This window comes from Marinomonas sp. 63XJN7_9_ISO-PGPR-S23-217, assembly GCF_056173515.1.
This window is the reverse complement of record NZ_CM149678.1, coordinates 4,009,535-4,032,333: the sequence shown is the minus strand read 5'-3', so window position 1 is coordinate 4,032,333 and position 22,799 is coordinate 4,009,535. Positions and strand designations below refer to the sequence as shown.

General features: G+C 45.1%; 23 protein-coding genes. 9 read left to right on the top strand and 14 right to left on the bottom strand.

The window, feature by feature from the left end; translation table 11 throughout:
* Positions 1-95: 95 nt before the first annotated feature.
* From AC0VYI_RS18930 to AC0VYI_RS18905, 6 genes are all read right to left on the bottom strand, one after another.
* On the bottom strand, positions 96-2,318 hold the full coding sequence (locus tag AC0VYI_RS18930) for an NADP-dependent isocitrate dehydrogenase (RefSeq protein WP_475444855.1): 2,223 nt from the start codon (positions 2,316-2,318) through the stop codon (positions 96-98).
* Between the two features lie 444 nt (positions 2,319-2,762).
* Positions 2,763-3,389, bottom strand: coding sequence for a high frequency lysogenization protein HflD (gene hflD, locus AC0VYI_RS18925; protein ID WP_199474448.1), 627 nt, complete (start codon positions 3,387-3,389; stop codon positions 2,763-2,765).
* 69 nt (positions 3,390-3,458) lie between these two features.
* Positions 3,459-4,589, bottom strand: a complete 1,131-nt coding sequence (mnmA, locus tag AC0VYI_RS18920; RefSeq protein ID WP_475444852.1) for a tRNA 2-thiouridine(34) synthase MnmA — start codon at positions 4,587-4,589, stop codon at positions 3,459-3,461.
* Positions 4,590-4,652: 63 nt separating this feature from the next.
* The gene (locus tag AC0VYI_RS18915) at positions 4,653-5,099 is read right to left on the bottom strand and encodes an NUDIX domain-containing protein (protein ID WP_325097254.1); all 447 of its coding nucleotides are present in this window, start codon (positions 5,097-5,099) and stop codon (positions 4,653-4,655) included.
* Positions 4,993-5,721: a pseudouridine synthase gene (locus tag AC0VYI_RS18910; protein ID WP_475444850.1), complete on the bottom strand. Its 729-nt coding sequence runs from the start codon at positions 5,719-5,721 to the stop codon at positions 4,993-4,995. Before AC0VYI_RS18910 ends, AC0VYI_RS18915 begins: the two co-directional genes overlap by 107 nt.
* A gap of 161 nt (positions 5,722-5,882) precedes the next feature.
* Positions 5,883-6,155 carry a cold shock domain-containing protein gene (locus AC0VYI_RS18905; protein ID WP_475444848.1) on the bottom strand — a complete coding sequence of 91 codons (273 nt, stop codon included), beginning with the start codon at positions 6,153-6,155 and terminating at the stop codon, positions 5,883-5,885.
* Between the two features lie 322 nt (positions 6,156-6,477).
* Between AC0VYI_RS18905 and clpS the strand changes: the two genes are divergently transcribed.
* Together clpS and clpA are read left to right on the top strand one after the other, a co-directional pair.
* Positions 6,478-6,828, top strand: a complete 351-nt coding sequence (gene clpS / locus AC0VYI_RS18900; protein ID WP_199474461.1) for an ATP-dependent Clp protease adapter ClpS — start codon at positions 6,478-6,480, stop codon at positions 6,826-6,828.
* A 20-nt stretch (positions 6,829-6,848) separates the two neighbouring features.
* Positions 6,849-9,107 carry an ATP-dependent Clp protease ATP-binding subunit ClpA gene (gene clpA / locus AC0VYI_RS18895; RefSeq protein WP_475444845.1) on the top strand — a complete coding sequence of 753 codons (2,259 nt, stop codon included), beginning with the start codon at positions 6,849-6,851 and terminating at the stop codon, positions 9,105-9,107.
* 160 nt (positions 9,108-9,267) lie between these two features.
* On the opposite strand, the gene infA is transcribed toward clpA, so the two are convergent.
* Together infA and aat are read right to left on the bottom strand one after the other, a co-directional pair.
* Positions 9,268-9,486, bottom strand: coding sequence for a translation initiation factor IF-1 (gene infA / locus AC0VYI_RS18890; RefSeq protein WP_067013924.1), 219 nt, complete (start codon positions 9,484-9,486; stop codon positions 9,268-9,270).
* A gap of 249 nt (positions 9,487-9,735) precedes the next feature.
* A complete protein-coding gene (gene aat, locus AC0VYI_RS18885; protein ID WP_475444843.1) occupies positions 9,736-10,512 on the bottom strand; it encodes a leucyl/phenylalanyl-tRNA--protein transferase in 777 nt (258 codons plus the stop codon).
* A gap of 293 nt (positions 10,513-10,805) precedes the next feature.
* On the opposite strand from aat, the gene AC0VYI_RS18880 reads away from it, so the two are divergent.
* The 5 genes from AC0VYI_RS18880 (at position 10,806) to cobA (ending at position 18,148) form a co-directional block, all read left to right on the top strand.
* Entirely contained in the window at positions 10,806-13,661 is a 2,856-nt protein-coding gene (locus AC0VYI_RS18880; protein ID WP_475444841.1) for a DNA translocase FtsK, read from the top strand.
* A gap of 30 nt (positions 13,662-13,691) precedes the next feature.
* Positions 13,692-14,327, top strand: a complete 636-nt coding sequence (gene lolA, locus AC0VYI_RS18875) for an outer membrane lipoprotein periplasmic chaperone LolA (RefSeq protein ID WP_475444838.1) — start codon at positions 13,692-13,694, stop codon at positions 14,325-14,327.
* Positions 14,327-15,670, top strand: a complete 1,344-nt coding sequence (locus AC0VYI_RS18870) for a replication-associated recombination protein A (protein WP_475444836.1) — start codon at positions 14,327-14,329, stop codon at positions 15,668-15,670. Before lolA ends, AC0VYI_RS18870 begins: the two co-directional genes overlap by 1 nt.
* A 319-nt stretch (positions 15,671-15,989) precedes the next feature.
* On the top strand, positions 15,990-17,291 hold the full coding sequence (gene serS / locus AC0VYI_RS18865) for a serine--tRNA ligase (protein ID WP_475444834.1): 1,302 nt from the start codon (positions 15,990-15,992) through the stop codon (positions 17,289-17,291).
* 113 nt (positions 17,292-17,404) lie between these two features.
* A complete protein-coding gene (gene cobA / locus AC0VYI_RS18860) occupies positions 17,405-18,148 on the top strand; it encodes a uroporphyrinogen-III C-methyltransferase (protein ID WP_475444832.1) in 744 nt (247 codons plus the stop codon).
* Positions 18,149-18,226: 78 nt separating this feature from the next.
* Here the strand turns inward: cobA and AC0VYI_RS18855 are convergent, their stop codons facing one another.
* The 6 genes from AC0VYI_RS18855 to hpf all read right to left on the bottom strand — a co-directional run bounded on the left by AC0VYI_RS18855 (position 18,227) and on the right by hpf (position 20,858).
* Positions 18,227-18,553 (bottom strand): TusE/DsrC/DsvC family sulfur relay protein, encoded by a 327-nt coding sequence (locus AC0VYI_RS18855; protein WP_475444829.1) that lies wholly within the window; start codon positions 18,551-18,553, stop codon positions 18,227-18,229.
* Positions 18,554-18,558: 5 nt separating this feature from the next.
* Positions 18,559-18,846 (bottom strand): DsrH/TusB family sulfur metabolism protein, encoded by a 288-nt coding sequence (locus AC0VYI_RS18850; protein ID WP_475444827.1) that lies wholly within the window; start codon positions 18,844-18,846, stop codon positions 18,559-18,561.
* A gap of 2 nt (positions 18,847-18,848) precedes the next feature.
* Positions 18,849-19,193 carry a DsrE family protein gene (locus tag AC0VYI_RS18845; RefSeq protein WP_199474474.1) on the bottom strand — a complete coding sequence of 115 codons (345 nt, stop codon included), beginning with the start codon at positions 19,191-19,193 and terminating at the stop codon, positions 18,849-18,851.
* A gap of 4 nt (positions 19,194-19,197) precedes the next feature.
* Complete coding sequence (tusD, locus tag AC0VYI_RS18840; RefSeq protein WP_475444826.1) at positions 19,198-19,590, bottom strand: sulfurtransferase complex subunit TusD; 393 nt, start codon at positions 19,588-19,590, stop codon at positions 19,198-19,200.
* 105 nt (positions 19,591-19,695) lie between these two features.
* Complete coding sequence (locus AC0VYI_RS18835; RefSeq protein ID WP_199474476.1) at positions 19,696-20,352, bottom strand: Bax inhibitor-1/YccA family protein; 657 nt, start codon at positions 20,350-20,352, stop codon at positions 19,696-19,698.
* A 188-nt stretch (positions 20,353-20,540) separates the two neighbouring features.
* Positions 20,541-20,858: a ribosome hibernation-promoting factor, HPF/YfiA family gene (hpf, locus tag AC0VYI_RS18830; RefSeq protein WP_199474477.1), complete on the bottom strand. Its 318-nt coding sequence runs from the start codon at positions 20,856-20,858 to the stop codon at positions 20,541-20,543.
* 237 nt (positions 20,859-21,095) lie between these two features.
* Here hpf and AC0VYI_RS18825 point away from each other — a divergent pair, with 237 nt between their 5' ends.
* Both AC0VYI_RS18825 and AC0VYI_RS18820 read left to right on the top strand, forming a co-directional pair.
* Positions 21,096-22,004 (top strand): DnaT-like ssDNA-binding domain-containing protein, encoded by a 909-nt coding sequence (locus AC0VYI_RS18825; RefSeq protein ID WP_475444824.1) that lies wholly within the window; start codon positions 21,096-21,098, stop codon positions 22,002-22,004.
* Positions 21,913-22,719: a replication protein P gene (locus AC0VYI_RS18820; protein ID WP_475444822.1), complete on the top strand. Its 807-nt coding sequence runs from the start codon at positions 21,913-21,915 to the stop codon at positions 22,717-22,719. The genes AC0VYI_RS18825 and AC0VYI_RS18820 overlap by 92 nt, the downstream gene beginning before the upstream one ends.
* Positions 22,720-22,799 lie beyond the last annotated feature (80 nt).

The window sequence follows — 22,799 nt, the reverse complement described above, 5'->3', positions numbered from 1 at the left end:
TCAATAAAAAATCCCAAGTAGCCAAACTACTTGGGATTTTTAGTGTGATAAACCACACGAGACTTGCTAGTGCATTATAAGTCCGCTAAAGGGGCTTAAAGTGTTGCTAGTGCCTCGTTGAAGGTGGTGCTAGGACGCATGATTTTAGCCACTTCCTTAAGATCCATGTGGTAGTAGCCAGATAGACCAGAAGGTTTGCCTTGTACTGCGGCAAGTTCAGCAACGATTTTGTCTTCGTTGTCTGCAAGTTGCTTAGCAAGTGGCGCGAATTTCGCCGCAAGGCCTGCATCTTCTGTTTGCGCTGCCAATTCTTGAGACCAGTACAGTGCTAGGTAGAAGTGGCTACCACGGTTGTCGATTTCACCCACTTTACGAGAAGGTGATTTATTGTTATCTAGCAATTTGCCTGTTGCCGCATCGAGGCACTGAGCCAGTATTTTGGCTTTCTCGTTGTTGTGCTTGATGCCAAGTTCTTCGAAGGATACTGCAACCGCTAAGAATTCACCCAGAGAGTCCCAACGAAGGTGGTTTTCTTCCATTAGCTGTTGAACGTGCTTAGGAGCAGAACCGCCCGCACCCGTTTCGTACATGCCACCACCGTTCAACATAGGAACGATTGACAGCATTTTCGCAGATGTACCAAGCTCCATGATTGGGAACAAGTCTGTTAGGTAATCACGTAGTACGTTACCAGTGACAGAGATAGTGTCTTGACCACGGATGATGCGTTCCATAGAGAAACGAATCGCTTCGTTATAAGACATAATGCGAATATCCAAACCTTCTAGATCGTGCTCTTTTAGGTAAAGCTCCACTTTTTTGCGTAGTTGAATATCGTGAGCACGGTCTTCTTCTAACCAGAATACAGCGGGTGTGTTAGATTGACGAGCGCGAGTAACGCCAAGTTTTACCCAGTCACGGATTGGCGCATCTTTGGTTTGGCAGGCACGCCAAATATCGCCTTTCTCAACATTGTGTTGCATCAGTACGTTGCCATTGGCATCGACAACACGCATCACGCCGTCATCTTTCATTTCGAAAGTTTTGTCGTGAGAACCGTATTCTTCTGCTTTCTGTGCCATTAACCCTACGTTTGGTACGGTACCCATAGTAACAGGGTCAAACGCACCGTTTGTTTTACAGAAGTTGATCACTTCTTGATAAATACGTGCGTAAGTGCTTTCAGGCATAACAGCTTTCGCATCATGTGCTTTGCCATCACGGCCCCACATTTTACCTGAGTTACGAATCATCGCAGGCATAGAGGCGTCAACGATGACGTCGCTTGGTACGTGTAGGTTAGTGATGCCTTTATCAGAATCTACCATCGCAAGTTCTGGACGAGTGTTGTAAACGTCTTGAATGGCTTGTTTGATTTCTGCTTGTTTGGCTTCAGGAAGAGATTGGATCTTGTCGTAAACGCTACCTAAACCGTTTCTTGGGTTAACGCCGATTTCGTTGAAAAGTTCGCCATATTTTTCAAAGACGTCTTTATAGAAAACGGTTACCGCGTGACCAAAAACGATTGGGTGAGACACTTTCATCATGGTCGCTTTAACGTGTAAAGACCACATGATGTTGTTTTCTTTGGCATCTTGAAGGGTTTCTTCAAAGAAGGCACGAAGTTTCTTGCTGCTCATGTTCATGGCGTCTAGTACTTCACCAGCGACGAGCGGAAGAGATTTTTTCACTTCAACAGAGCCGTCTTGACCGACGAATTCTAAGCGAACGGTTTGATCCACATCTGTTGTAATAGATTGCTCAGAGGAGAAGAAATCGCCGCCGCGCATGTAGTCGGCATGAGAAGTTGATGTTTTGCTCCATTTACCCATTGAGTGAGGGTGTTTACGAGCATAACTCTTAACGGCTGCTGGTGCGCGACGGTCTGAGTTACCTTGACGCAATACAGGGTTAACCGCACTGCCTAGTACTTTCGCGTAACGAGCTTGAACTTCTTTTTCTTCGTCTGTTTGTGGGTTTTCTGGGTATTCAGGAAGGCCGTAACCTTCGGCATTCAATTCTTTTATGGTAGCGTAAAGCTGTGGCAATGAAGCGCTGATGTTAGGCAGCTTTACAATGTTTGCTTCAGGATCTGCTGTTAGGTCGCCAAGGAATTTTAGGCCATCTTCTGCTTGTTTATCCTCTGGAAGACGATCAGCAAACGCGGAAATCACGCGGCTTGCTAAAGAAATGTCAGTGAGTTTTAGTTCAATGTCTGCTTCTTTCGCGAAAGCGCCAAAGATAGGCAGTAGAGAAGCTGTCGCCAATGCCGGAGCTTCGTCCGTGAATGTATAGTAGATGGTTTGTTTCGTTGACATGTAATTTCCCCTAACGTTTTAGGCTACTAATGAGCCAATAAAATAGAAGCTGACGTAGATCGTCATAGTAAATGTGTGTGAGGCAGTGCTTTACCAGATTAAGCAAAATGCACTCTGAGACTTTTGCACGACTACTGCGCTTGCCAATACTTTGTTAAAAACAGACTCAAAATGCTCATTTATAGCGATAAACTCCGCTTTCTCGTCTGTTTTTGCCGTGTCTTAGCGTCGCTCGTGACATCGCGCAAAGGTCTCACTCTGTAATATTATTTTGCCCAACATACTACCTAAAAAAAAATGCCAGAGATATCGGATAAAAATATACTCATAATTGATGTGAGTTATTCTCATATCGTTTGGCAGAGGTTGGGCATGGATTTCTATAGTATCACTGTCCTGTTTATGTCACTTACAACACGCTATATATGGCACTGTCTCTTTTGGCTAGCGGGCGTCTAAGGCGTTTAATAAGGCTTTTCGCTTGAAGATTAAATGCCAACGTTTACCGCCTAATTGGCGCCATAGCATTGCGGCTCGAATGCCCGTTAGTAACGTGGCACGAACCTGATTAGAAATTGCCGGTTGCTGAAGCAGGCGGCTATCACCTTGCACCTGAATACGAAAAGCCATCGTACTCAAGGTGTCCTGATAGACCCCAGATATCGCTGCCATCATGTTTTCGTGTAATACATCGTCGTAATGGGCTTTTTGGCGATCCAATTGCTGAATGCCTTTACCCAATGCTGAGAGGATAGCGTCCTCTTTGGCCAATTTGCTTTCTAAATGAATCAGGCTTAGAGCGTAACGAAGCGTATCTGGGTTAACACTGGCGCGTTCTTTACCAAGTGCTTGACGAGCAACGCGACGGCCTAATGCAAGGTTGCTTTTGCAATCCCATTGACCGCCGTAGATGTCTTCCGTCGAGTCTGGGTTAACCACTAAAATACTGTCTATCAGTGGTTTTAAGTAATCTTTATCAAGTTTGCCCGTTTTGGCCAAGGTGGCGACGAGTTCCGCCGCTTGAAAAATCGCGGATAGGGCAATGGTTTGCTCTTTTTCTTGTTGACTCAAAATACACCGTCTCTTAAAAATGCGTCTCTAAAAAATGAATACATATCCATGACTGTTTGTCTTTGCTGGTTATTGCTTATTAAATGCGACATTAATAATGCCACCCCCTAAGCAAAGGTCGTCAACATAAAAGACGACGGATTGTCCTGGGGTAATAGCGCGCTGTGGCTCTTTAAATGAAACTTCCACTCGACCATCCGCCAATTCATGAATGGTGCAGTCTTGATCTGGCTGACGATAACGACATTTTGCCTTGCAAGTCAGTGGAAAGTTTGGCTTCTCACGAGCCACCCAGTCAAAGTTGTCAGCGATCAGGTGAGTTTTAAATAGAGACTCATGTTGTCCGCCTTGGGTGACAATTAAGACGTTGCGTTTTAAATCTTTTTCCACCACATACCAAGGTTCATCTGGGTAATTGGATAAACCACCAATACCTAAGCCTTGGCGTTGACCAATAGTGTGGTACATTAAGCCAAAGTGCTTACCGATTTTATCGCCTTCAAGGGTTTCTATATCGCCCGGTTGGGCGGGCAAGTATTGCTCGAGAAAATCTTTAAAGCGTCGCTCACCAATAAAACAGATCCCCGTGCTGTCCTTTTTATTATGCGTCACCAGACCAAATTCTTCTGCTAAACGTCGAACTTCCGGTTTTTCAAGCTCGCCAACAGGAAAGAGAGATTTACCGATTTCCTCTTTTCCGACCGCGTATAAAAAGTAGCTCTGATCTTTGTTGTTATCCAGTCCCTTTAAGAGAACGGGTTCGCCATCTTTTTCGCCACGGCGAACGTAATGGCCTGTGGCTATGTAATCGGCACCCAGTTCTAGGGCATATTCCAAGAAAGCTTTAAATTTGATTTCTTTATTGCACAGAATATCTGGGTTGGGGGTGCGTCCGGCTTTGTATTCCGCTAAAAAATGTTCGAACACGTTGTCCCAATATTCCGCCGCAAAGTTAGCCGTATGGAGTTTAATTCCGAGTTTGTCGCTGACGGCTTGAGCATCAGCTAGATCTTCCTTGGCGGTGCAATATTCAGTCCCATCGTCTTCGTCCCAGTTTTTCATAAACAGGCCTTCAACCTGATAACCCTGCTGCATCAGAATCAGTGCTGATACGGAGGAATCGACGCCACCAGACATCCCGACGATGACTTTTTTGTCGTGGTTGGCTGGCTGATCTGTTAGGTAGTGGCTTTCTTTCATGACCGGTTTTTTCTCATCGAACGAAGAGGCGTCGCCTCAGTGAATAGGATTGCGTATTGTACTTCATTTTTGCGAGGTCGGCACAGGCGATAAGTGCTGATCAGACAAGAATGATAAGGAAATAATAGGGTTGTTTATGAAATCTTCAATGCACGTTTTAATTAATGGACTGCGATGGGGAAGGGCCATGATTTCCTCATAGGTGAGCCAATGACTAGAATCAATATCTGCATCGAGTGGTTCGTTCGTTGCACTTACTGGGTCGCAAATAATACAAAGGCGATGGTAGGTGTCTGCTCCTTCGTATGGTGTAAAAGCATACAAACCCAGTAAGCCTATTGGTTTAACGATCCAACCAGACTCCTCTTTTGTCTCGCGGATGACTGCCTCGATGACACTTTCATTATTTTCGACGTGTCCGGCGGGCTGGTTGATGACCAGTTGTCCGTCCTGCCACTCTTTTACCATGAGATATTGGTTTGCTTCTAGGTGTGGATGGCGTCTTGTCACTAGGGCGGCGACGGTTAGGTGTGGCAGTCTGCCTCTTTCTTCGTTTTTCAAAATGCTCTACCTCTTGAATAAGTTCACTGGTGGGGTCTGCAAAACGCCAAGCACCTGAATGTAGGTCCTCTAAGGTATAAGGGCCTATGGCATAGCGAATCAAGCGTAGTGTAGGAAAGCCGACAGCAGCGGTCATACGGCGTACTTGACGGTTTTTTCCTTCACGGATTTGTAGTGCTATCCAGCTCGTCGGAATCGCTTCTCGATAACGAACTGGCGGGGTTCTTGGCCAAAGGTCTGGTGTGGCTAAACGTGAGGCCTGAGCGGGTTTGGTTAAACCGTCTTTTAGTTCGACACCTTGACGAAGTTGTTCGAGTGCATGGTCTGTTATCTCGCCTTCTACTTGAACCCAATAGATTTTTGGCCATTTAAAGTCGGGTGAGGCGACGATGTGTTGAATTGCTCCTTGATTCGTTAACAGCATCAATCCTTCTGAGTCGTAATCCAGACGACCCGCAGCATAAAAGCCTGGCTCATCGATATACGCAGCCAATGTGGTTTTATCATCGTCAGTGGAGAATTGACTGAGTACTCGAAAGGGTTTGTTAAAGGCTATAAGGGAAGAGCTCATGGGGTGATTACAATCTTCAGGTGAATGACGGTTGTCAAGTAAAGGGCAGGTTAAATGGACACTAAAAAGCCCACCTGTATACATTGACTATAACAGGTAAGATATCAAAAAAAGCGCACTATGGCGACGTAATACGCCGCCTTGGCTCAAAGGGGTGGCTGTTAAGCGGTTTGTTTTTGCTGAGAAATCTCTCCTTTCTCTTCTTTTTGGGGAGCATCCGATTGGTTGGTTGTTAGTGGGGTGATGTCAATGGCATGAAGGCCACGCTTACCAGGCTCAACCTGAAAGGTTACGGCCTGTCCGGCTTTTAACGTTTTATAGCCTTCTACCTTGATGGCAGAATAGTGAATAAATAAATCTTCATTAAATTCTTCACAAACGATAAAACCATAGCCTTTGGCATTGTTGAACCACTTAACGGATCCACTGTGCATGAGTCACTCCTTATTTACTCTAGTTACCATAAATGGCTAATAATTCGCAGCGCTTTGAATTATCACGTAAAGTGTTTATTAAAGGGCTGCATAACGTATTTAAAGCATGTAATGACTTACTTAATAGGTTCAAAATGTTAGGTTGTTTTCGTGCTATGATTTTAATCATAAACATTGGTTGCACATTTTAACCCTTTCATTATTGAGGATAGAAGCCCTTTTGGAATTTGTAAAATCCAAGTGGTAATGTGTGTACGTATAAGCTTGTAATGCACCTTTTTATGGTGAATTATGTGAAAAATTGTAGCCTCAGAGGCATGGGATGATTGTAAATCAACAAATTAGACTAATATCAGAAGATGAGGATCAGTTTGGGCATTCTAATATAGCCCTTGCGCCAGACGAAACGGAGTTGAAGCCACCATCCATGTACCAAGTGGTATTATTCAATGATGATTTCACACCGATGGATTTTGTGGTATTTGTTCTTCAACGCTTTTTTTCGATGGATGGGGAAAAAGCCAATCGGGTGATGTTGGAGGTTCACCAAAAAGGGAAAGGGGTTTGCGGTATTTATCCATTTGATATTGCAGAAACCAAAGTGGCAATGGTACAACAGTTCGTAGAGCAAAATGAGCACCCCTTAATGTGTGACTTAGAAAAAGTCGACTGACTCAGAGTGAGGGAATAGCAATGTTAGATAAAGAGCTAGAACAGACCCTAAATAATGCCTTCAAAGCGGCGCGTGACAAGCGCCATGAATTCATGACGGTAGAGCATTTATTGCTGGCATTGATCAGTAACGGTGCGGCATCGACCGTCCTAACTGCCTGTGGCGTTGCCTTAGAAACGCTCAGTAAGGAGCTTGAGGAGTTTGTCGATAGTACTACACCGCTGATTCCTGATGATGACACAGAGCGCGAAGTTCAACCCACGTTAGGCTTTCAGCGCGTGCTGCAACGTGCGGTTTTTCATGTACAGTCTTCTGGTAAACGTGAAGTCACGGGTGCCAATGTGTTGGTCGCTATTTTTAGTGAACAAGAAAGCCAAGCCGTTTATTTATTAAAACGCCATGGTGTGGCTCGCATTGACGTGGTTAATTATGTGGCACACGGCATCTCGAAACTAGGTAATGCATCCTCGCAAGGGATGGAGCAAGAAGAGGAAGAAGGCGAAGAAGGATCAGCTGCACCATTGCAAAAATTTGCCACCAACCTAAATGAAGAAGCTAAAGCGGGCAAAATCGATAAATTGATTGGTCGTGAATACGAAGTTGAGCGGGTGATTCAAACCCTGTCTCGTCGTCGTAAAAACAACCCATTGCTCGTTGGTGAATCCGGTGTGGGTAAGACCGCCATTGCCGAAGGGTTGGCTAAGCGCATAGTCGATGGCCAAGTGCCAGATGTGATTGCCGATGGCGTGGTTTATTCTTTAGATCTGGGGGCTTTGCTTGCTGGTACTAAATACCGTGGCGATTTTGAAAAGCGCCTTAAACATCTTTTGGGTGAACTGAAAAAACAACCTAATGCCATTTTATTTATCGACGAAATTCATACCATAATTGGTGCTGGCGCCGCTTCTGGCGGGGTGATGGATGCTTCCAACTTGTTGAAACCTGTGTTGAGTTCGGGTGGATTACGTTGCATCGGATCAACCACGTTCCAAGAGTTCCGTGGTGTGTTTGAAAAAGACCACGCTTTGGCTCGTCGTTTCCAGAAAATTGATGTGAATGAGCCAAGTGTTGATGATACTTATCAAATTCTCAAAGGTATCATTGGGGCGTTTGAAGAGCATCATAAAATCAAGTATGAAGAGCCTGCGTTACTGGCTGCTGCAGAATTGGCTCAGCGTTATGTGACCGATCGTCATATGCCAGACAAAGCCATTGATGTGGTGGATGAAGCGGGTGCTTATCAACGTTTGCAACCGGAAGATAAGCGTAAGAGTATTATTACTGTAGCCGATATTGAAGACATCGTTTCTAAGATTGCTCGAGTCCCTGTTAGAGCAGTTAACTCTGATGATCGTCAGGTTCTGTCTAACTTGGAGCGCAACCTGAAAATGGTAGTGTTTGGGCAAGATGCTGCGATTGACTCACTGTCTTCTGCGATTAAATTGTCTCGTGCCGGTTTGAAGGCAGAGCAAAAACCAATAGGTTCTTTCTTAATGGCAGGGCCAACGGGTGTGGGTAAAACAGAAGTCACCAAACAGCTTGCTAAGCAATTGGGGCTTGAGTTGATCCGCTTTGATATGTCTGAGTACATGGAACGTCATGCGGTGTCTCGTTTGATTGGTGCACCTCCAGGTTATGTCGGTTTTGACCAAGGTGGGCTGTTGACAGAAGCGGTTACCAAGAATCCACACAGTGTGGTATTGCTGGATGAGATTGAAAAAGCCCATCCGGAAGTCTTTAATTTGCTATTGCAGGTCATGGATCACGGGACACTCACGGATAACAACGGCCGTAAAGCCGATTTCCGGAACGTGATTTTGGTGATGACCTCAAATGCTGGGGCAGAAGAGTTAGCAAAACGCTCGATTGGTTTCTCTAGTCAAGATAACTCAACCGATGGCTTAGAGATTATCAACCGTACCTTTACTCCAGAATTTAGAAACCGTTTGGATGCCGTCATTCAGTTTAAACAATTGGATGAGCGAATTATCTTTAGCGTCGTGGATAAATTCCTAGTGGAATTGCAGGCTCAATTGGATCCTAAAGGCGTATTACTGGAAGTTTCCGATACCGCTCGAGGCTGGTTAGCAAGCAAAGGTTATGACCGTCAGATGGGGGCTCGCCCAATGGCTCGCGTTATTCAAGAGCACCTAAAGAAACCACTGGCCGATCACATTCTATTTGGTGATTTGCATGAGGGGGGGAATGTGAAGGTGACATTGGATGAAAAACGAGATGAGCTTAAATTTGATGTCGTCAAAGAAGCCGTTGTGCATTAACGTTGCTTTGACTAGCTAATGAGCTTTTCTATTTGATAGTGCATAACCATTGATAGAGAATAGAAAGGCAAGCCATAAAAAAACCGGACTCAGTCCGGTTTTTTTATGTTTCTATTGCAATACACCAATGTTTGGCCTCAAGCATTGGGTGGGCAATGAATTAACGAGAACGGTAAACGATACGGCCTTTAGAAAGATCGTATGGTGTCAATTCTACTTTTACTTTATCGCCAGTTAAAATACGGATGTAGTTTTTGCGCATTTTTCCAGAGATATGAGCAATTACAACGTGTCCATTTTCTAGTTCGACACGGAACATGGTATTAGGCAACGTATCAATGATCGTGCCCTCCATTTCTAAGCCTTCTTCTTTTGCCACAATATGTGTCCTATGGTATTAACTAAATTTATTAGTAGACGCGCGAACCAAACCGATGGGTTAATTCGCAGACGGCAAGGAGAGTTGGAGTCTCTTCTTCAACCGATTTATCGCTAAACGACTAAAACCGGACCTTTAGTTGAAAGTCTCTTTACTAAGTCTAACGATGTCTGAATTTTGATCGAGGCATATTTTGCCTAAAAAGTCGGCGTAAGGCAAACTTAGATGCTATTTAGGTGAAGGTTATTTTCAGAAATTGGGCGTTTTGATGCCAAAAATGGCCTGATTATTCAGTAAATGGTTTTTTTCTGGCGAGGGGATCAGTGCTTCTAGCCTGTCAACAAACTTTGCTCTCGTCATGAGTTTGGCGCCTAGTGTCAACAAGTGATCCGACTCAACCTGACAATCTATTAGTTCAATTTGATACTCATCAGAGCGGTAGCAAAATTCTCTGAGTGCAAGTTTTGATGCATTAGGATAGAGTGAAAACATAGACTCGCCAAAAAACATGTTGCCCATCGCGACGCCATAAAATCCGCCAACCAGTTTGCCATTAATTCGAGATTCGAAGGAATGAGCAAAGCCTAGCTTGTGTAAATTCTTATAAGCGTTTTTAATGTCGTCAGAAATCCAAGTGCCTTCTTTTTGGGCGCGTAATTCTGCACAGTGGTGGATGACGCTGTCGAAGTCATGATTAAGGCTAAATGACCAATTGTCTCTGTTAGCTGCTTTTCTCAAGGATCTGGATGCGTGAAAATCACCAGGGATGAGTGTACAGCGCTCTTTTGGGTGCCACCATAAAATTGGATCTGGGTCACTGTACCAAGGAAAAAAGCCTTTACTATATAGATGGATCAAACGCTCTGAGGAGAGATCTCCGCCAACGGCGCAAAGGCCTTCTGGGTCGTCTAGTGCATTGTGAGGATTGGGGGTATCAAGAACATCGTCACTCAGTATTATTAATTCCTGTTGAGTGTTTTCAGAGGGATCGTTTGGGTTTTGATCTGTTTGATGATGCTGAGGCATACGGTTTGCGTCCTTTAATGTTTATTTGGAAGCGTGGCTTTAAGACGGTTAACGGATTTAGTTGCGTGTTACTCAAAGGTCCTTAAAAAACAATCTATTATAGAGTCATTGTGTTTTAAAGTGATAGTTAGTCTGTTGTGTTTCTACGACAAGCAAGAAGTTTGTAAAAGTAAAAGCTCAATTCTTTGGTGACGCTTTTTTATGTTAAGCTTGGCGTATTATTGCTCCGCTCTGGAGCCCTTATTTTACCTAATTTATTTTTATCTAACTTATAGTAACAGGATGGATGTGTTTTGGCTGAAGAAGTGAGTGAGTCTGGACGATCACCCGTTTGGAATGTGTTTGCCAAACAGGCGGTGTTCATTGCTGCTTTGTTGTTTTTACTTTTCTTTGGTTTGGCAACGTACACATACAGTCCAGATGACCCCGGCTGGTTTTATTCTGGTAGCGGCGGGCCGATACATAATTCGATGGGGCCAATTGGTGCGCTTATTGCTGATTTGTTCTCCAGCTTTTTTGGCTCTTTGTTTTATTCATTGCCACCCTTATTTTTGTGGGTGGTGATCATTTTATGGCGTAACCCGCATAAATTGCTGGCGATCAATAATGCGTTGTTGTGCACGATCGGTTCTATTCTGTATTTGTCTTTTGGCTCGATGCTTTGTTATCTACATACCGTGGGCAATACCTCTTTGCAGTATGGTACAGGAGGAATATTAGGGCGTGGGCTGGGGAAGCTGTTATATCGCTTTATTGGCTACGATGGGGCAACGCTGGTCGGGCTTGCTTTAGTTATTTTGGCGTTTACTCTGTTAACCCAAGTACATTGGATGGCGGTAATCGATGGCTTAGGGGCAAGAGTGTATAACCTGATTGTCAGACTAAATGATTATCGTCTCGCTAGAAAAGCGGCCAAAGTAGAAAGACTCGCTCAAGAAGCACTGTTAGCGCCAGATGAAGCAGAGGTGAAAGCTTCCACCCCAAGTACTTCCAAAGGGAAGAAAGCGACGCTGGATGTGCTTGATGATGAATTAGATGAGCCCGCTATTCTGCGCAAGCGAAGATTGGTCCATGAAAGCAAGGCAAAAGCAGGAGCTGAAGAGTCTTATGCGTCTCCCGTTGAAGCGGTTGAGGATGAGGAATCCACGGGTAAGAAGCGATTTTCGTTGGCTAGGTTATTCTCTCGCTCTAAATCTGCAAAAACAAAAGAAGAACATGACATATCCCACGAAGAGCCTGTTTTTGATGGTCTTGATGATCTATCGTGGGAAGATGCTGATGTGCCCGTTGGCGACACCTTGTACATAGAAGAGGAAGAGTCGCTAGCGTTGCACAACGCCGAGCAGAAGAAACGGGCGGATGAGGCAAAATATTCTCGAAATGGTCAGGCTAATAGCAATAATTTGATGTTAGATGAGGAAATGGAAGAGCCGCTTGATTTTACGTCTGCACCTAAAGTCAGCCCGGGTGCCTCGGCAGCAATGATTCCAGAGACAGCACCCAGTGTGGCGTCAGTAACAAAAGCGCCTGCGCCACAGACAAGTAACCAAGAGATAGACAGTGCAGGATCGACACATCGTCCTGCGTTTCGCACTTTGTCTGAAGCTAAGCAGTTAGACAGCATTAATGGGCCTTATTCGGAGGAAGAGTCGTCACGTTCTCAGCCAACCTACTCTTTGCCGGATCGTTCCGTATTAGCGAAGCCCAGACCTAAACAGGGCGGCTACACGGAAGATGAACTTGTCGGCTTGTCAGAGTTGTTAGAGCGTCGTCTGCAAGACTTTGGCGTTAAAGCCGAGGTAGTCGAAGTTAACCCTGGCCCTGTGATTACGCGATTTGAAATACAGCCAGCTCCTGGGGTAAAAGTCTCACGGATTACTAACCTAGCTAAAGATTTAGCCCGCTCTATGAGTGTGATGAGTGTGCGAGTGGTTGAGGTCATTGCGGGTAAGTCGACCATAGGCATCGAGATTCCTAACCAAGTACGCGATACCGTGTATTTTTCTGAAGTGATTAATTGCGAGATGTACGATAAAGCCACCTCGCCTTTAACCTTGTCCCTTGGTCATGATATTTCTGGTGAGCCAGTGGTGGTGGATCTGGCAAAAATGCCTCATGTGCTGGTGGCAGGGACAACCGGTTCGGGTAAATCTGTTGGGGTGAACGCGATGATCCTCAGTATGCTGCTGAAGTCCACGCCGGACGAAGTACGTATGATCATGGTTGACCCCAAAATGTTGGAATTATCGATTTATGAAGGGATTCCCCATCTGCTGACCCCTGTTATCACGGATATGAAAGATGCCGCCAACGGCTTACGCTGGTCAGTTGATGAAATGGAGCGCCGTTATAAGTTGATGTCGAAATTGGGCGTGCGTAATATCGCAGGCTATAACAAGAAAGTGCGTGAAGCCATTGAGGCGGGTCAACCGCTGGAAGATCCGTTATGGCAGCCTGAGATGGCGATGTTCTCAGAAGATGGTGTGGCGAGAACGGTGCCGCATTTGGAGCCATTGCCTTACATTGTCATCATCGTTGATGAGTTTGCCGACATGATGATGATTGTGGGTAAAAAAGTAGAAGAGCTGATTGCGCGTATCGCTCAAAAAGCACGGGCGGCAGGTATTCATCTGATTTTGGCGACTCAGCGTCCTTCTGTAGATGTAATCACCGGATTGATCAAAGCGAACATTCCGACACGAATGGCGTTCCAAGTGTCATCAAAAATTGACTCTAGAACCATTCTGGATCAAGGTGGGGCGGATCAACTGCTGGGGATGGGGGATATGCTCTACCTACCCGCTGGCTTGCCTACTCCAATTCGTGTGCATGGTGCATTTGTATCTGACGAAGAAGTTCACGCCGTAGTGGAGGAGTGGAAAGAGCGAGGGGAGCCTGACTACATTAATGATGTGGTCGTCAATCCAGAGGACTTGATGAGTGGTGAGGATACAGAAGACAAAGATGCCCTTTACGATGAGGCGGTGAAAATTGTCATTGAGACACGTAAAGCCTCCATTTCCTCCATCCAGCGGCGCTTAAAAATCGGTTACAATCGGGCAGCAAATCTTGTAGAAGCTATGGAAGCCGCCGGATTAGTGGGGCCAATGGGCACCAATGGACAACGTGATATTTTGATTCCTGAGTAACAACGCAGGAAAAATTTCCAGGAGAGTATTTTGATTTATAGAGTGATGCTAATAGTGGCGATGGTGCTAACAGGGTTCAGTAATCTTGCTTTTGCCGCCACAGATAATGACAGTGCAACGGCGCAATTGAGCCAGCTTTTGGAACATAACCGCAATATAAAAGGGGCGTTTCATCAAGAAACGTACGATGGATCGGGCAAACAAGTCCAAGAAAGTGATGGTGTGTTTATACTTGCCAAGCCAAGTCGCTTTCTATGGAATAGTGTCGCACCTTACCCTCAGCGCATCATCTCGAATGGTAAAACGGTGATGATCTGGGATGTGGATTTACAGCAAGCCACGAAAAAACCATTGTCTGGTGAGGTCGGGCGTTCTCCTGCTGCGTTGTTGGGAATGCCAGCAGCGAAAATTTTGCCAAATTACAAGGTGACGAAACTCGATGCTAACCGTTTTCGTTTAGAGCCAAAAAACCAAGATGACAACATGTTTAAACAGCTCACCTTATCGTTTAAAGACGGCAAAATTTCTGATATGAGTATTTTGGATGGCTTGGGTCAGACGACCATTATTCACTTTAAAGACGTGGAATTTCATACCGGTGAGCCTGCGAAGACATTTTCTTTAGCCGTTCCTGATGACGTGGACGTGATTCAAGAAGGGCAATAATGGAAGACCTCTTTGCCGATCAACAGGCGGGGTCTTATCAGCCTTTAGCCGCTCGAATGCGCCCCAGACAATTGAGCGATTATATCGGTCAATCTCATCTTGTGGGTGAGGGGCGCCCGTTGCGTCGTATGGTGGAAACAGGGCATTGCCATTCTTTCATTTTGTGGGGACCGCCAGGCGTTGGTAAAACCACGTTTGCTCAGTTATTGTCCCATGCGTTAGAGGCTCAGTTTATTGAGTTATCGGCGGTGATGTCCGGCGTGAAAGATATTCGAGCCGCAGTAGATCAGGCGAAGCAAATGCGGATGATGCGTGACGTGCAAACGGTGCTGTTTGTTGATGAAGTGCATCGCTTTAATAAATCCCAGCAAGATGCCTTTTTACCATACATCGAAGATGGCACTTTCTTGTTTATTGGCGCCACAACGGAAAACCCTGCGTTTGAGTTAAACTCAGCGCTCTTATCGCGCGCCCGAGTCTATCGACTGAAAACCCCCTCCGTTGAAGATATTAAAGCGGTTTTACAGCGAGCTTTAGCAGATTCAGAAAGAGGGGTTGCACAAGCTGGCTTGCAACTGAGCGATAATGACTTGTCGATTCTGGCGCAAGCGGCGGACGGTGATATTCGTCGTGGGTTGAATTTTCTGGAAATATTGTCGGACTTTGTTGAGCCTGGTGTGCCAGTCACCCATGAACATCTTGAGGATGTGTTAGGGGGCAGTGTGCGGCGCTTTGATCGTGGCGGTGATGTCTTTTATGATCAAATATCGGCGTTTCACAAATCTGTTCGTGGTTCGTCACCAGATGGCGCATTATATTGGATGGCGCGAATGCTGGATGGCGGCTGCGATCCTTTGTATATTGCACGTCGTCTATTAGCCATTGCCTCTGAAGATATCGGTAATGCCGACCCTAGAGCCTTGCAAATTGGTTTGAATGCTTGGGATGTTTTTGAGCGTGTTGGTCCCGGTGAAGGCAATCGAGCGATTGCTCAAGCCGCCGTGTATATGGCGTGCGCGCCTAAAAGTAATGCTGTGTATAAAGCGTTTAACCAAGCCATGTCGGATGTTTCATCACAACCAAGTTATGAGGTGCCTGTTCATCTGCGTAATGCCCCAACGTCTCTAGCAAAAAGTATGGGGCATGGAGAGACCTACCGTTATGCTCATAATGAAGAGCATGCTTATGCGGCAGGTGAAAACTATCTTCCAGAGGAAGTCGCCCAGGTGCGGTATTATTACCCGACAGAACGTGGTCTTGAAAAGAAAATTGGGGATAAATTAGAATGGCTGTCGGATTTGGATGCGAGTAGTTTAGTGAAGCGTTACCCAGAAGATCATTAAAGTAGAGACTTGGGTAATACGCGGTTTTAGACCCAGTAACCACTTTTTTTTATCTTTTCTTTAGAAATTGTCTCCTTGATCAATATGGACGCTTGGCTTAGTGTCGTAAGCTATTTATTATTGACCTGCTTGCTTTAAGGATTGCCGCTGATGCAGGGGGAATCTTTTTAGCGCATTGCTTTTGAATAAAGAGTTTTCGTTTTTAAATAGAACGTTTTTAAGCGGGTTGAGATTGATCCCGTTATTTCGCTGATTGGGTTTCAATCAGATTTTCGATCGTTATTGTTGATCATTTTTGTTAGAGGACGTAGTTGCACCGATGTTAGATATTAAAGCGCTTCGCGCTGATCCAGAAGCCATTGCGGCACAGCTTAAGAAAAAAGGTTATGAGCTGGATGTCGCTCATTTTTCTTCTTTAGAAGAGCGCCGTAAATCGATTCAGGTTGAAACAGAGCAACTGCAACAGTCCCGTAATTCCGTGTCTAAAGAAATCGGCCAAGCGATGAAAGCGGGCGATAAAGACAAAGCGGCAGAGTTAAAAGCACAGACAGCCAGTTTAGGTGATGATCTTGAAAGTGCGAAGGCACAGTTAAATCAAATTCAGGAAGAACTGGAGAGTCTGTTAGAGGGAATTCCAAATATTCCCCATGAGTCGGTTCCTGAAGGCACCTCTGAAGACGATAACGTTGAGATTCGTCGTTGGGGAGAGCCGAAAGCGTTCGATTTTCAGCCTAAAGATCATGTGGATCTAGGGGCCGCTTTAGAACAATTGGATCTTGAAACTGCCGTTAAAATCACGGGTTCCCGTTTTGTGGTTCTGTATCGCGAACTAGCGCGTCTTCATCGAGCCTTAACACAGTTTATGATCAATACTCATGCGGATCTTCACGGCTATTCAGAAGTGTATGTGCCTTACTTGGTCAATGCTCACTCTTTAAAGGGAACGGGGCAGCTGCCTAAGTTTGAAGAAGATTTGTTCAAAGTGCCTGTGGATAAAGACAGTGGAAACAATGATTTATACTTGATTCCAACTGCCGAAGTGCCAGTCACTAACCTAGTACGTGATGAGATCCTCAACGATGTGGATCTGCATAAAAAGTTTGTTGCTCATACACCGTGCTTCCGGAGCGAAGCTGGCAGTTATGGTCGTGACACACGTGGTATGATTCGCCAGCACCAATTTGAAAAAGTCGAATTGGTGCACATCTGCCGTCCTGATCGCTCCGAGGCAGCACTTGAAGAGCTGGTTGGTCATGCAGAGGTGATTCTACAGAAGCTAGAGCTTCCTTATCGTACCGTTATTTTATGTGGTGGCGATTTAGGCTTTTCTGCTCATAAAACCTATGACATAGAAGTGTGGTTGCCGGGTCAAGATAAGTACCGAGAGATCTCTTCTTGCTCAAACATGTGGGACTTCCAAGCGCGTCGTATGCAGGCTCGCTGGCGTAACCCTGAAACAGGCCGTCCTGAATTGGTTCATACCTTAAATGGATCCGCTTTGGCCGTGGGTCGTACTTTGGTCGCGGTACTTGAAAACTATCAAAATGAAGATGGTTCTGTGCGTGTTCCTGATGTGCTGGTGCCTTATATGGGCGGTAAAACAGTGATTGGTAAAGCATAAGCTTGATTTGCCAATATCGTACTCAGTGATCATGTATTGAGTGACATTGAATTGATAATTCAAAAGCCTCTTTCTAAGGAGGCTTTTTTGTAAACGATAGCAAGAGAAGAAATATGGCTGGTAAAGTCTATCTAGTCGGTGCAGGTCCAGGGGATCCCGATTTATTAACCATCAAGGCACATCGTCTGATTACTACTGCTGAAGTGGTGCTCTACGACCGCTTAGTAGGAGCGGATATTGTTGCGTTGATCCCAGACAGTGCTGAAAAAATGTATGTGGGTAAAGCGAAATCCTTGCATAGCCTCCCTCAAGAAGAGATCAATAGCCTATTAGCGAAAAAGGCCAAAGAGGGTAAGGTGGTGGTTCGTCTTAAAGGCGGTGATCCTTTTATTTTTGGGCGTGGTGGCGAAGAGCTAGAAGAGCTTGTAGAAGAGGGCGTACCCTTTGAAGTGGTACCCGGTGTGACAGCGGCAGCGGGTTGTGCGGCGTATGCGGGGATTCCCCTTACCCATCGAGACTACGCGCAATCTGTGCGCTTTTTAACAGGGCATCTAAAAGATGGTTCGACGGAGCTACCTTGGGATGAATTGGTTCATCCAGCGCAAACCTTAGTCATTTACATGGGGCTAACGGGGCTTGAAGAAATCAGCCAATCGTTGATTCGATTTGGCATGAAGCCTTCTATGCCTGTGGCGGTTGTTGAAAAAGGCACCACGTCAGAGCAACGGGTGTTTACCTCGACCATTCGCAATATCCATCAAGTGGTGACTGATAATGATGTAAAATCGCCTGCTTTGTTGATTATTGGAGAGGTGGTGACATTGCAAAGTAAGCTTGAATGGCATGGGAAATATTGATTAAGAGCATTCTCCAAAAGTTGCTCAAACGAACTCAAAAAAGGCGCAAATAGCGCCTTTTTTGAGGGTTTTATTACCCTACAGACAGTTTGCGGGTTTGGGTAAACCAGCGATTTTAGCGGCTAGCTTGGGTGGGCTGCCAGGGAATAGCTTCATCAAATAGATGCTTTTGCCTTTTTCTGGGCCAAGTTCTTTTGTCACGGCTTTCACTAAGGGGCGCATGGCAGGAGAGACCTCAAATTGCTGATAAAAGCGGCGTAATAAATGAATGATCTCCCAATGTTCTGGGGAAAGTATCAGCTCTTCTTGGGCGGCCAGTTCTTCAGCCAGTTCTGGCGTCCAATCGTCTAGGTTAAGTAAATAGCCTTCTTCATCCAAGGCAAGATGATCTGAGTGATGTGTCATGTCTTTTACCAGCTAATGTTTGAATCGGCACACAGAGTTATCTCTACCCATTGAGCATCGTCCAGCGCGCTGCCAATATCTGGAGTAAGGCCGTATGCCTGTGCGTCTGCTTGCAGATAATAAAGCGAGATGCCTTGCTTTTCTATTAGGGACTTTAGCAGTTTTTTCTGGTGGATGGTTCGCAAGATAGCCTCTTCGATGAGTACCAAAGCGTCGCCTTTTTGCAAACTATGTTGCCAAGTCTCTTCGATGCTTTCAGAGTAAGTGTGCTGGTTAAGCTGATGCAGTTGCATGATTAAAACCTGAATACATGTTCATATTTGGAAAATAACGAGTGCCATTCTTCTTTGTTGAGTGCTTGAGTGTTTGGCCAAATCTCTGTTTTGTTGGTGAGTTTGTTGTTTTCAATGAATACATTGTTGATGTCGTAGAATTCTAGGCCATCAAGTAGCTTATGGAGTTGTTTGCCATGCTCGCTACTTGGATCCTGGTTGACAAACAGGAGTGCTGTAGCAGCATCAGAAAGACAAATATCGACCTGTTGCTCAAAAGTGCCTAGAACAAGAGCAAGGTCTAATCCTTCTTTGCAGGCGAGTCCTGTATAAGGTGAGGTGGTTAGGTGAATAAGTGTTTTTTTCATTGGATTACCGAAACTGAATCACTTTGTGGGTGGTGTTCATGAGCTCAACAAGCCTGCCAAGACCTTCTAATTGAAAGCCGTCTGCGAGAGAGCTTTCTGTCAGTTCATAACGCTGGCTTTCTTTGTCATCGATAATGCCTCGACGCACAGAAGCCGCAATACACAAAGAAAGTGGTAGTTGATGTTCTTGTGCTAGGGTTTGCCATGCCGCTGTTAAATCCAGCTCATCACGGGGAGGTTGTGCCAGTTTATTGCCAATAAGCACGGCATCTTGATAGAAGAAAACGCCTTCTAGGATGTAATCTGGATTACTCAGTGCGGCTTTTAAAAACCGTAATGCGCTGTGGCAAGCCTTGCTTTGATAAGGGGAGCCAGTAATGAGGAGTGCATAACGCATGGTTTCGACCTTGGGTATAATGTACTAGAATTTCGTTGCACAAGTTTAACAATAAAAAAGGCCGCGTGCAGCGGCCTTTTCTAAGGTGTTTCACTAGCAAATTAATTAGTCATCATTTGCCATGCCAAGCAGTGATAGAACACTCAAGAACATGTTATACAAAGAGACGTAAAGGTTAACAGTTGCAATGATGTAGTTTGTTTCACCGCCACGGATGATTTCACTTGTCTGCAACAAGATCACAGCAGCAGAGAACAGGGCAAAGCCAGCTGAAATAAAGATCTGCAGTGCTGGCATATGGATGAAAAAGCCAGCGATCATCGCGAATAACAAGACAAAGAAACCAACGGTCAAGAAGCCGCCGAGGAAGCTAAAGTCTTTTTTCGATACAATAGCGTAGCCAGACAAGCCTAGAAAAGACAGGCCCGTGATGCCTAAGGCGCTCATGATTAAGCTTGCACCGTTTGCCATACTTAGATAGGCATTCAGAATAGGCCCCAGTGTGATCCCCATAAAGCCAGTTAAGGCGAATACACACAAAAGACCAGCGGGGCTGTTCTTGAATTTATAGGTTAAGAAAAGCAAGCCATAGAAGCCTACTAACGTGATAATAATGCCAGGATGCGGAAGGTTAAAAGCCAAGCTCATTCCCGCAGTAAAGGCGCTGAACAGTAAGGTTAACGATAGCAAACCATAAGTGTTGCGGAGCGTCTTATTGGCCGATTTTGACGAGTGTGTCGAAAGGGCATCTGTGTAACGCATGAGTGGTACTCCTTCAAAGTTAATATACCTTACGACTCAATATGAGGCTGTTAGTTCCAAATTTCAAGTGAGGTTTTGTAGTGCATTCGTTAACACACACAAAAACACCGAGAGGTGTCTCGGTGTTTTGGGATGTCTTATTTTTAATCAGCGTGTTCTTTAACAGCGAGAACGCTGAAAATAGAAGACTAAGAGACGACTGCCGCTTTGTGGGTGGCAGCGCTTTGTTTGGTTTTATGCTTATCAACTTGTTTTGTTAGCTTGTCTATCATGGCATCTATCGCATGAAATAGCCTATCTTCAGAGGAGGCGGCAGCGAATATCTCTTTGCCTGGAAGATGAAGGGTCGCTTCGGCTTTTTGCTTTTTATTGTCTTTTTGTAGCGTGACATTAACCGTGGTGATTTGGTCTGTCAGCTTAGATACTTTGTTAAATTTCTCAGTGATGTGATCTTTGATTGCAGGGGTGACATCAATGTGGTGCCCAGTAATGTTGATTGTATGCATACAACTTTTCTCCTCAGTAAAGTTGGCTTTAGGGTGAAGACATTTTCTCTCCACCATTTCAGCATAGAAGTGGGCGATGAAGCTGTCAATGGGATTTAATCTAACGGTCACGCTACTGTCATAACTTTATGGATGAAAGAAAAATCTATTGATTGCAGTCGGTCTTATGTGCAGGTTATCGTGCTTATACCATCAGCTTTTGCTAGACTGTCATGCTAAACGTGTGAAGCGAGAATTATGTTAAATAACGATTATTCATTGCCGATTTCATTTTCTTTGGCCGCACAGATTGGTCTGGAAGAAACGGTGTTGTTGACTTTTTTAAGGCAGCAAGCCTATATGTTCAATGCGCCAGCATTACGCATGGAAATTAGCCATCTTAATAGACAGCTGCCGTTCTGGACGGTGCCCATTTTGATGCGTTTACTGAACAACTTGCAAATGAGTCAGTTATTGCACTTTAAGCAACAAGAGCAAACCTTAGAGATTCAACTGGCTTCTAAAAGCATGGGGACATCAAATACTGGTTCTGGTGGGACAATCCCATCCGATTCGATGAAGAGTGCTGCTCCTCCTAGTGCTCCGTCAGACGATAGGTTGATGGAAAAAATGAATCGCCTGCATCAAGCGTCTCGTGAGAAAAATCCTTCTGGTTATGCTGGTGGGGTTCCAAATAATCCGTCGGGGGAGAGTTCTCCGCAGTCGCATTTTACGCCCAAGCAACAGGCGGCGACTTATCCGGCTAGGAGTTCGTCGCGTGAACATAATCCACGATCACAGCCCCCTGTGGTGAATGATCGACGTGGCGTAACCGATTTTGATTTGTATTTAGAACAAAAAGAACGTGCCCGACAGCCAGATCAATGGCAACCAGAGGAGGCGACACTCGAACAAATTGCCCAATCGGGTATCTCGCGTGAGTTTGCTTTGTCCTTGCAAGCTGAATTCTTGTTGAGGATCAAAGAGCAGCGTAAAAATGTAAGAACCTGGAACAGTGAATTTTTTAAATACGTAAAACGTCAGTGGCAATATAAACAATCGGATCGGTCTTCATATGAAGGAACCTCAAGCAGTTCAAAATTTAGTAAAACCTCTCGCGAACAAGTTAGCGACGCCCTCAGCAACATCCACGACACAGACTGGTGAGCAAGCCGCTTATCAGGCTCAGCAGCAAGATGAGGCACAGCAACAAACGCGAGTATTGGTGAATATGCTGTTTGCTCGGTTTAAGGCGATTTATACTCATAAATTCGCTTCGGCCTACAGCACTCCTGACGAAGTAAAGTTAGCAAAACGTGAGTGGGCGGTCGCACTAAAAGGTTTTCAAGAGCCATTATTGGCGTATGCTGTAGAACGGACCAAAGAGGTTTACGCTTGGCCACCGACCATTTCTGAGTTTTTAAAGTTGATTCATACCGCTTATAAAGCGTATGGTTTGCTGGATCCTCGTTCTGCCTATTATGAGGCGTGTCAATGTCGAAGCGATCCATTGACCTATAAATGGACGCATCCTGCTGTTTACTTTGCAGGCGCGCAGACAGGCTGGTATAAATTAAAAACTGAGGAAGAGCGTGTTTCTTGGCCGCTTTTTGAGACGAATTATCTTAAAATTGTAGATCGTGTTATATCTGGGGAGCGTTTAAGCCTCCCTAAAGTGTTTATGATCGAAGATAAGCAGACGTTAGACATCGATGATTTGATTCGCTCCATTTCGAAAGCGCTTTCATTGGCAGAGGAAGAAATTGCTCCGATGTTTTACTATATTCACAAGACGCCAGGGTCAGGTATCCGTAAACAATATCGCAAGATAAGCAAGGAAAAGCTTAAAGTCTTGGGGTACACTGGTACATTGCCAGAATGAAAACGGGTGTTAAATGCTTGTTTTGAGGGAGTTTGGACGCGATAATGTGGGGCACATAGTATTGGGTCTGGCCTCTTTGA